At 38.4% G+C, this 8417-nt stretch carries 10 protein-coding genes; 4 read left to right on the forward strand and 6 right to left on the reverse strand.

Going from position 1 to position 8417, the window contains the following annotated elements:
* Positions 1 to 13: 13 nt before the first annotated feature.
* The 6 genes from ABFX15_RS02500 to ABFX15_RS02525 all read right to left on the reverse strand — a co-directional run bounded on the left by ABFX15_RS02500 (position 14) and on the right by ABFX15_RS02525 (position 6858).
* Positions 14 to 1840: an ABC transporter ATP-binding protein gene (locus ABFX15_RS02500; protein WP_346023950.1), complete on the reverse strand. Its 1827-nt coding sequence runs from the start codon at positions 1838 to 1840 to the stop codon at positions 14 to 16.
* Entirely contained in the window at positions 1840 to 3666 is a 1827-nt protein-coding gene (locus ABFX15_RS02505; protein ID WP_346023951.1) for an ABC transporter ATP-binding protein, read from the reverse strand. The genes ABFX15_RS02500 and ABFX15_RS02505 overlap by 1 nt, the downstream gene beginning before the upstream one ends.
* A gap of 75 nt (positions 3667 to 3741) precedes the next feature.
* The gene (locus ABFX15_RS02510; RefSeq protein ID WP_346023952.1) at positions 3742 to 4467 is read right to left on the reverse strand and encodes a sensor histidine kinase; all 726 of its coding nucleotides are present in this window, start codon (positions 4465 to 4467) and stop codon (positions 3742 to 3744) included.
* Positions 4457 to 5002 carry a LytR/AlgR family response regulator transcription factor gene (locus ABFX15_RS02515; RefSeq protein ID WP_346023958.1) on the reverse strand — a complete coding sequence of 182 codons (546 nt, stop codon included), beginning with the start codon at positions 5000 to 5002 and terminating at the stop codon, positions 4457 to 4459. The genes ABFX15_RS02510 and ABFX15_RS02515 overlap by 11 nt, the downstream gene beginning before the upstream one ends.
* A gap of 222 nt (positions 5003 to 5224) precedes the next feature.
* Positions 5225 to 6556, reverse strand: coding sequence for an IS91 family transposase (locus tag ABFX15_RS02520; protein ID WP_425549070.1), 1332 nt, complete (start codon positions 6554 to 6556; stop codon positions 5225 to 5227).
* Positions 6557 to 6666: 110 nt separating this feature from the next.
* Positions 6667 to 6858 (reverse strand): hypothetical protein, encoded by a 192-nt coding sequence (locus ABFX15_RS02525; RefSeq protein WP_346023953.1) that lies wholly within the window; start codon positions 6856 to 6858, stop codon positions 6667 to 6669.
* A 247-nt stretch (positions 6859 to 7105) separates the two neighbouring features.
* Here ABFX15_RS02525 and ABFX15_RS02530 point away from each other — a divergent pair, with 247 nt between their 5' ends.
* The 4 genes from ABFX15_RS02530 to ABFX15_RS02545 all read left to right on the forward strand — a co-directional run bounded on the left by ABFX15_RS02530 (position 7106) and on the right by ABFX15_RS02545 (position 8369).
* The gene (locus tag ABFX15_RS02530; RefSeq protein ID WP_346023954.1) at positions 7106 to 7360 is read left to right on the forward strand and encodes an AbrB/MazE/SpoVT family DNA-binding domain-containing protein; all 255 of its coding nucleotides are present in this window, start codon (positions 7106 to 7108) and stop codon (positions 7358 to 7360) included.
* Positions 7360 to 7767 carry a type II toxin-antitoxin system death-on-curing family toxin gene (locus ABFX15_RS02535; RefSeq protein WP_346023955.1) on the forward strand — a complete coding sequence of 136 codons (408 nt, stop codon included), beginning with the start codon at positions 7360 to 7362 and terminating at the stop codon, positions 7765 to 7767. The genes ABFX15_RS02530 and ABFX15_RS02535 overlap by 1 nt, the downstream gene beginning before the upstream one ends.
* A 103-nt stretch (positions 7768 to 7870) precedes the next feature.
* A complete protein-coding gene (locus tag ABFX15_RS02540) occupies positions 7871 to 8068 on the forward strand; it encodes a helix-turn-helix transcriptional regulator (protein WP_346023956.1) in 198 nt (65 codons plus the stop codon).
* A 4-nt stretch (positions 8069 to 8072) separates the two neighbouring features.
* Positions 8073 to 8369, forward strand: a complete 297-nt coding sequence (locus tag ABFX15_RS02545) for a hypothetical protein (RefSeq protein WP_346023957.1) — start codon at positions 8073 to 8075, stop codon at positions 8367 to 8369.
* Positions 8370 to 8417 lie beyond the last annotated feature (48 nt).

Raw genomic sequence — 8417 nt, forward strand, 5'->3', positions numbered from 1 at the left:
ATGATAATAATTATCACTGATAATACTGAGCCTGAGCATTCCAAAGCTCACTGTATTTGCCTTCTTGATCAACCAGTTCTTTATGAGTCCCTCTTTGAACAATTTTACCTTTGTCGAATACTAGGATTTCATCACAGAACTTGGAGCTTGAAAGTCTGTGGGAAATATAGAAAGCTGTCTTATCCTTTACTAAGTTATCGAAATTTTGATAGATTTCGAACTCGGTCAGAGGATCTAGAGCAGCAGTCGGTTCATCCAGAATCATGACAGGGGAGTCTTTGTATAAAGAGCGGGCAATCGCTAGTTTCTGTTCCTGTCCTCCTGATACGTTCACCCCAGAATCATCAAATTCCGTACCTAGGTGAGTGTCTAAATGATCAGGTAGTTTTCTGACAAAGTTCCCGAGACCGACTTTATCTAATGTAGACAACACTTTCTCTCTATCAAAATAGGGTTTAACAGAGACGTTTTGTCCCAATGAAAACCCGACTAGATGGTAATCCTGGAAGACGACCCCAAACAGATTGAAGTACTCTCTTAAATCATACTTATGGGCATCGATTCTATTCATTTTTATTGTCCCTTCACTCGGTTCATATAAACGAGTGAGCAGCTTAATGAAGGTTGTTTTCCCTGATCCGTTTTCTCCAACTATGGCGTACTTTTTACCAACTTCAAACCTTTCAGTGATGTTCTTTAAGACTGTTTCATCTGAGCCGGGATAAGAAAAACTCATATTCTTTACTACAAAATTATAATCATTATCTAACCTTTTTTCTATAGGTAAACTGCCGATGACCTCTTCATCTGGCAAGTCCATGAATGCATAATACTGCTCTAATTCATCCGGTGAAGAAATGAGCATCATACCATGCTGAATGACATCGGGTAAAGCAGAAACCATTTGACTGAGTGCGCTGGAAAGTTGAATAATCAAAGCAACAGGTAGAGCGCCAATTAAAACGAGCACCCCGATATAGGCATAGGTCAAATAAGTCATAACTTGGAATAAACCAGTAGTTGGAACCATCATGGCTCTAAAGCGTTTATAGTTTTCAGACAGTAACTTTCCTGTCTGTTTAGACTCAGCTTTTTTATTCTCGATCATTTTTTCAGTTAAATCGTAAAGACGCATTTCTTTTCCAGACTTAAAGTCTTGAAGAATGCCATCTTCATAGAAAAATCGTGCATTGGATTCTTTTAATTCTGCTAAAAGGGCTTTTAGCAATTCTCCTGATTTTTTGGATGACGAGATTTGAATCCATACACTAATTCCAATCAGTAGAAGGAAGACACTAATAATAAGACTCGGACGCATCCACCAGAATCCGTCTGGCAGTAAGCCGGTGTCTACTCTAAATAACGGAGTGAGTAAGATAACTCCCCATATTATACTGACTAATCCAGGCATCATTTCTTTTATACGGACATTAATCATCGGGAGAGAAGATTGGCTGCTCATCATATTTCGGTTGATGATATCTAATTCTTCTCTTACTTCGGAACTTTCCGCATAATGGTAATGCATAGTTAACATCTTTTTGTTTGGTTCAGCAAAGAGTTTTCTTAAAAACAGAGAATCCTCATGAGTGACTAGTGGGTCTATCCATCCAGAAATCAGTTGCAGCACCAACAAGATGGCCAAATACTGCACGATTAAAGAAGGGATGCGGGTCATGTCATTTCTTGTCAAAGCATCCACAATCTGGGTCATATAGATGTAGCCGATAAAAGGCAAACTGTATCTCGCCAATGATTCGATAAAGAACAGAATATAGTAGGTTTTACCTATTTTAAACAAATCTTTGAAGGCACGTTTATATACGGTCAACTTTTCCATTAAATAACACCTCCTGATACTACTGGTTCGTCGTCATTTTCCTCTTTTTCACCCTTATCATGTTTATAATAGTAGGCTTGCGCTTCATAGAGCTTAAAGTAATCTTTTTGTTCAGCCATTAGCTCTTCGTGCGTTCCGACTTCTGTTATTTCTCCATTTTTGATATAAATGATTCGGTCACAAAAACGGGTAGAGGATAGTCGATGAGAAATAAAGATAGACAACTTATCTTTAGAAAACTGGAAGTAATCTTGATAAATCTGATGTTCGGCGATGGGATCCAAAGCAGCTGTCGGTTCATCAAGCAAGAGAACGCGTGCGTCTTTATATAAGGCTTGAGCCAGTTTCAGTTTTTGTAACTGCCCTCCAGACAAATTCACTCCATCTGGATAAACGGCGCGCACAATTTTTGTCTCGTCTCTCAATTTGAATTTTGAAATGATGTCAGTCAAGCCACTTTGTTTCAAGACACGATTATACTTTAGTTCATCAAAGGGCAAACCTTGAATGACCGTCTCTTTAATGGAATAGGTCAATAAAAATTTCTCCTGAAATACAGGCGCAAATAAAGCATAATAGTCTGATATATTAAACTCACTCTGAGCTATTCCGTTAATATAAATTTCCCCACTATCCGGTTTAAGCAAACCGGCAATTAAATTAGTCAGCGTCGATTTCCCAGCCCCATTTTCTCCTACTATAGCTAAATTTTCGTAAGGTTTAATGGTTAAAGATACATTGTTTATCGTTGGTGTATCATTATTCGGATAAGTATAGGAGACATTTTTTAATTCGATGGATAAGGGTTCTTTTGGCAAAGATCTGCCTTCTTCATGGTTAAATACTTGACCCTGAGACATAAAGTCATCATATTTTTTCGTCTCATTTAAACTCGTATTCATTTTACCTATAGCATTGACTAAGGTCATGATGGTTTGAGCCAGGATTGTAACAGACCCGGCAAAGATGACAAAGCTAGAAACCGGAATAGCTCCCGCCGCAATCAATTGAACACTTCTAATATAAGATAAGGCGGATAGACCGATAATCCCTACATTTACCAAGGTGCTTTCTGTCCATGTCAACCTTACTTTCGGTTTGATGATCCGGTGGTATTCCGCAATCGTTTTATCTTCAATCTGCTTGAACCAGTCTTTCATCTGGAAAATACGGACATCTTTAGTGATACGGGATTCCCCATATACTTTTCTCAAGTAACGTAATTTTTGAGAATTGGCTGCTTTCGCTTGAAATAGTTTGCGGTCCACCTTCACTTGCCATACGTTGAAGAAGACAACAATGAGCAGAAACACACCCACTAAAACAAGAAACAGAGATTCTAATTGACTTAATATATTGATATACAGAACTACCCCTAGAAATGAACTGCATAATTCAATAATTTCTGTTACTAATCGGCCAAAAAGTGTCGTATTGTTATCAGTTAATTCACTGGCATTGTTGTATCTTTCCTGCGCTTCTTTTCCTATAATTAAAGGATAATCCAACTTTAAATATTTCGTCTCAATTTTATTTCTCATAAAATCTCTAAAATGATTCATGTTCTCTTCCTGGTATAGCATAAAATAATAGTTGCCCATTTGAGCGATTCCTATAGGAACGATTAACAAAAGCAATCTTAACAAGTAATCTCCAATAGAAATACCTTCCAGAAGCCATTGGATAACAAATGCTGATAAAAGTAATTGCAGCAATGGCAAGGCTACATTAAATACAGTTGCAAACATAATGGCTAACAACATGGTAGGCTTAAACTCGTACAGCTCTTTAATTAAAAGTTTTGAATGTCTTATCTTTTCCTTCATCTCTATCACCTCACAGCTATCTTACCTAAAAAAATACACTTCTTTGCCAGAAGTGTATGAGTGGTTCTAATTGTGTTACGAATGGTTGTTTAAAGGCAAGGTGACTTCTGTTGCAAACACCCCTTCTTCCCACTTACGGTTCACTATTCCTTGGTACTTATTAACAGCCTGGTCAATTCGCAATAGGCCATAGCCCCGTCTGTTTACACCTTTTAAGGAAAGGAAAGCAGGTTTAGGGTTTTCAGTCATGGTGTTCGTGACACTTATGTACAAGGTGTGTTTCATTGGGGCAATGTATAAACGGATAAACGTATCTTCGTTAGCTGGCCCTGATTTGGTTGTTGCTTCAATAGCGTTATTAAGTAGATTCCCTAAAATGACCGCTAAATCGACATGTTCGATAACTAGTTCTTTAGGCGCGATGGCTGTTGCATCCAGCTCCACTCCTGGATTCTTCGCAGCTGTCAGTTTTGTATTTACGATGGCATCGATCATCGTATTGCCTGTCTGAATAATCGTGTCCACCTGATTCAATTCATTGTTCAACTGCTTGATATAGGCGTCCAAATCGTCAAAGCGCCTGTCTCTCATCAATGTATTCATTACTTGAAGATGATTACGGTAATCATGACGGATTCCTCTCATCTGGCTGTAGATGGTCTCCACTTCCACGGCATACTGATCCAGTTCCTGTTCTTGAACACGGTAAAAATCAAGTGCTGTTTTCATTCTATAAATCACTGCAGCACAGATAATCAGTATACTCCCCACAATCATCAGCCATATCCCATTAGTCATCATAAAACACTGCCCCTTTGTTATGCGTGACGAACCGTTCTTGAACCTGTTTGACCAACCTTCTGGAAACTGGCACTACTACTCCATTTGACAGTTCAATATCTGTTTTTAGCAGACGGTTCATGTGGCTGACATTGACTAGGTAACTCCTGTGAGTCTGTATAAAGTTGTCGCTAAGTTCTTCTGACAATTCTTTCAATGTCCGACTGACTGTTACTGGTCCATTCAAAGTATGTATCTCACATTCCCTCCGATTAACTTCCACGTAGAGAATATCATCTAAGGCTAATTTGACTACTTCTCCTTGAGACTCGAGGGTGACTTTTTCTATTATGGTCGGCTGTCTATCCAAATGCCTCTTAAGCACACGTTTGACCTTATCTAACTCGATCGGCTTTAATAGATAATCCAGCGCCTGTACATCATACCCTTGAACAGCATACTCAGCATAAGCTGTAGCAAAGACTATAGTCAGGTCCTTATCCGTTTGCCTGATCTTTTTTGCTACTTCTAGTCCATCCGTCTCATTCATTTCAATATTAAAAAAAGCTCGGGCAAAGCCCGAGCCCTTTTAGTTCCCGCTTAGCTTTTTCTTTTGAGGTGCCTATTGTCATAAGTGATTCCTTGTAACCCTTCATAATACAAAGGGACCATTGAACCATCACATTGTTCGCAACTGAATCGTGGGGGATCCATCGGATCTCCACTATCCATAAAATCTAATTGTTTGACGACATCTTTTGGTATTTTTTCTGTTACTTTACACTTCTGGCAGATAAATGCTATGTTGTTTTCTTTCGATTGCTTTTGCGAGTGCGTCCCAACTGAACCCATATTCCTTAATAGCTTCTCTCGTTGCTTCTTTTTTCTTAACTTTATACGCCTTTGATTCAATTTTATCAATCTCCCGTCGTATGTATTGGTGTGCTTCTTTATCGTTCGCATATGCCACTTCTAAACTTCCGTTTTTGCGCACAGCTATCCCTCTGAACTCTAAGTAGTTCCCGCATTCCGAACATTCCAATGGATCCCTATCAAAGGTTTCTTTTATTTGCTCTCGCCACTTTTTTCCTTTTATTATCTTTTGCGCATTTATCAATAATCGTTTTATCTCTTTTTGGAAATGTTCAACAACTTTTTTCATGACCTTCTTTGTTCGACGAGAATAGATGCCATAGTGACGAATCATTTTAAATTGGTCATCGGGAATATGACGAATCAATCGTCCAATAAAATCCTCTACAGAAAGTTCTTCTATCTTCCACTCGCCATCACGCTTATCTTGATAAGCAAAGGCCACAAGCTCTCCATCATACATTTTTATGCGATGTAAGGCGATTGGTCCTCGCTTCATATACCGACCAATGTAGCTTAGAGTAGCTTTTACATCTGTTCGACTTTGATTTGGCGCATGGATGTAGAATCCGTCCGGATTATTTTTGAAGGCAGCTTGAAGCAAGGGTTGCACTTTCGCTTTCGCTCGTTGCGACAATGTGCGTCGAATCAATTTTAAAACCACTGTCTGCCAAACCTTGCGTAATTTTACAAAGGGTAAAAAATTATACTCTTCCCATTTCCCATCTTTTGTAATGCCACCCATCGTTACTAAAAGATGGACATGCGGATTGAATTCTAACTTTGATCCGAAGGTATGCAAAGCGACGATAGCTCCAGCTTCTTGTTTACGAAAACAGTTTGTGACAACCTTAGCGGCTTCATCCATCAATCCCTTTAACAAAGTTTCTCGATACTGATGATGCGCGAAAATCGGACGCAACCCTTCATCTATTGTTAGGATGACATGTCTATGCATGGTGTGATACATATCGTTTGCTTGAACCTCTGCCCACTTTTGTGCTTCACCAACCGCACAGGTTGGACAAAACTTTCCCTTGCATCGAATAGGGAATCTCTGCACGTTAGGACAAGCTTCGCACTTAAACACGCGAAAACCATTCAATAAATCGCCACAGTGCAAAAACTTTTCTACCTCTCTAATAACGATTGGCCGAATCTTTTTCTTATGTTTCTTTTTGAATCTTTCCCAATTGTGATTATCAAGGAAGATTGCTTTTAGTTGATCCATATGAATACGAAGTTTATCTTTCATATAATCAAACCTTTACCGTTTAATATAGTTTCACTGTACCCAAACTATCCTTGTCACGTCAACTCTTATCCACATTAAAATCTTATACTTTCCTATACGACGAGAAAGACCATATCCAGATCGGGATGGTCTTCGAGTGCGAACAGAAAAGCTTCACCACTGGAAAAATCAATAAGACTGACAGATAAGCTCAATCCCGCTGCAGCCTCTTTAATTAGAGAGGTCATTGTATCAACTTGAATATCTTCGTCGTCAACTATAGCTATCTTTATATGATCTGCCATTGTTTCCCCTCCTGTCAACGGATGTTGTGTCCTGATATTATCTTATCATAATAAGTCCGTCTATAACTTTTCTAACCGTAAATCATCATATATTATAAGTTGAATTTTTGAACTAACTGTTCTTAATATATCATGTAATAATGTTTAAGACACATTCGCAATAGTATATATTTTTTTAATAACATATACATTGACTTAATGTATATATTCTAGTATGTTTAATATATAAATGACTAGGAGGGATACGATGTTTTATAATGATGGAGTGACCAATGCGGGAAGCTATAAACTGAGAAAATCCGGGAACAGCGACATTACTACAGTCCCAAAAGAAGTCAAAGATGCATTGGAACTGGAAACAGGCGATAAAATTGAATATATTGTAGACACTAAAGGTACCGTCACAATGAGAAAAAAAGTCGAAAAACATGATATCGATTCTCTGATAGAAGAAAGTGTGGCGCAATATCATGAATTACTTGAAGAACTGGTAGAGAAATGATGAACTACTTAACAGCTGAAGACATCATAAAAATCAATGTATACGTCATCAAGACTTTTTCTCCAAAAGAACCTATAGGAGTCAAAGATGCAAGTGCTCTTCAAATGTCTGTGACTCAACCTAAACAGGTAGTATTTGATAAAGAGCTCTATCCCGGCGTATTAGAAAAAGCCGCCATACTGGTCATCAATTTAACCAAACGACACCCATTCTATAATGGAAACAAGCGAACAGCATGGGTTGCAATGGACCTGTTTCTGAAAATAAATGGGTATCGGACAGCTTTTCCAACTAATGAGGGGGTCGACTTCATCCTGAAGATTACTACCTCTGATGATCCATTCGACGAACTGAAACAATTTACTGTAGACTATTTAAATGAGAGTGGCTACGTCACTAAAGATTGAATACAACCTAAGGACTATCTTCTCGGATAGTCCTTTTTATCTGTCTTTATGTATGATATAGTATACATTAAGTAAGTAATAGAAGACGCTTCGGAGGATAACTATGGCAAAAAACTTGAAAATGAAGGCTGCGAGAGTCCGTCTGGACATGTCTCAGAAAGACCTGGCCGATGCAGTCGATGTGACGCGTCAGACTATCAGTGCGATTGAGCGGGGAGATTATAACCCGTCGATTAAACTATGTATACGCATCTGTAAAGTACTAAATACCACACTTGATGAATTATTCTGGGAGAGATAAGACAATGAAATATTTAGATGAATACCAAAAATTTATGCGTTATAAATATGGCCATCATGCTTTTGCAATCGTGTTAACTTTAACTATACTCAATATGATTATCAGTTCAGCCTATGATATTCAATGGGCACAGACAAAAGAAATTGAATCGATGGTTATAATGGTGCTTGCTGTTTTTTACGCTATCATCATGTCTATTTACCGTGGCGCTTATTTTGCCAAATGGGAAAATCCTATTTTTTACTCAATCATATTTTTATCTAAAATAGCCGATTCATCCCCCACTTCTTACGAAGTGTAAAGTGGGGGATGAATCGGCTTCGGACACGGGGTGGCTTTAGCCGTCCCG

Origin of the sequence: Alkalibacterium indicireducens (genome assembly GCF_039522005.1) — a bacterium.
Lineage (GTDB): Bacteria > Bacillota > Bacilli > Lactobacillales > Carnobacteriaceae_A > Alkalibacterium > Alkalibacterium indicireducens.

Excerpts from the sequence above, each read along its gene's own strand:
- ABFX15_RS02500 (WP_346023950.1), bottom strand. The coding sequence starts at position 1,840 with ATGGAAAAGTTGACCGTATATAAACGTGCCTTCAAAGATTTGTTTAAA.
- ABFX15_RS02505 (WP_346023951.1), bottom strand. The coding sequence starts at position 3,666 with ATGAAGGAAAAGATAAGACATTCAAAACTTTTAATTAAAGAGCTGTAC.
- ABFX15_RS02525 (WP_346023953.1), bottom strand. The coding sequence starts at position 6,858 with ATGGCAGATCATATAAAGATAGCTATAGTTGACGACGAAGATATTCAA.
- ABFX15_RS02535 (WP_346023955.1), top strand. The coding sequence starts at position 7,360 with ATGAACTACTTAACAGCTGAAGACATCATAAAAATCAATGTATACGTC.
- ABFX15_RS02530 (WP_346023954.1), top strand. The coding sequence starts at position 7,106 with ATGTTTTATAATGATGGAGTGACCAATGCGGGAAGCTATAAACTGAGA.
- ABFX15_RS02510 (WP_346023952.1), bottom strand. The coding sequence starts at position 4,467 with ATGATGACTAATGGGATATGGCTGATGATTGTGGGGAGTATACTGATT.
- ABFX15_RS02540 (WP_346023956.1), top strand. The coding sequence starts at position 7,871 with ATGGCAAAAAACTTGAAAATGAAGGCTGCGAGAGTCCGTCTGGACATG.
- ABFX15_RS02545 (WP_346023957.1), top strand. The coding sequence starts at position 8,073 with ATGAAATATTTAGATGAATACCAAAAATTTATGCGTTATAAATATGGC.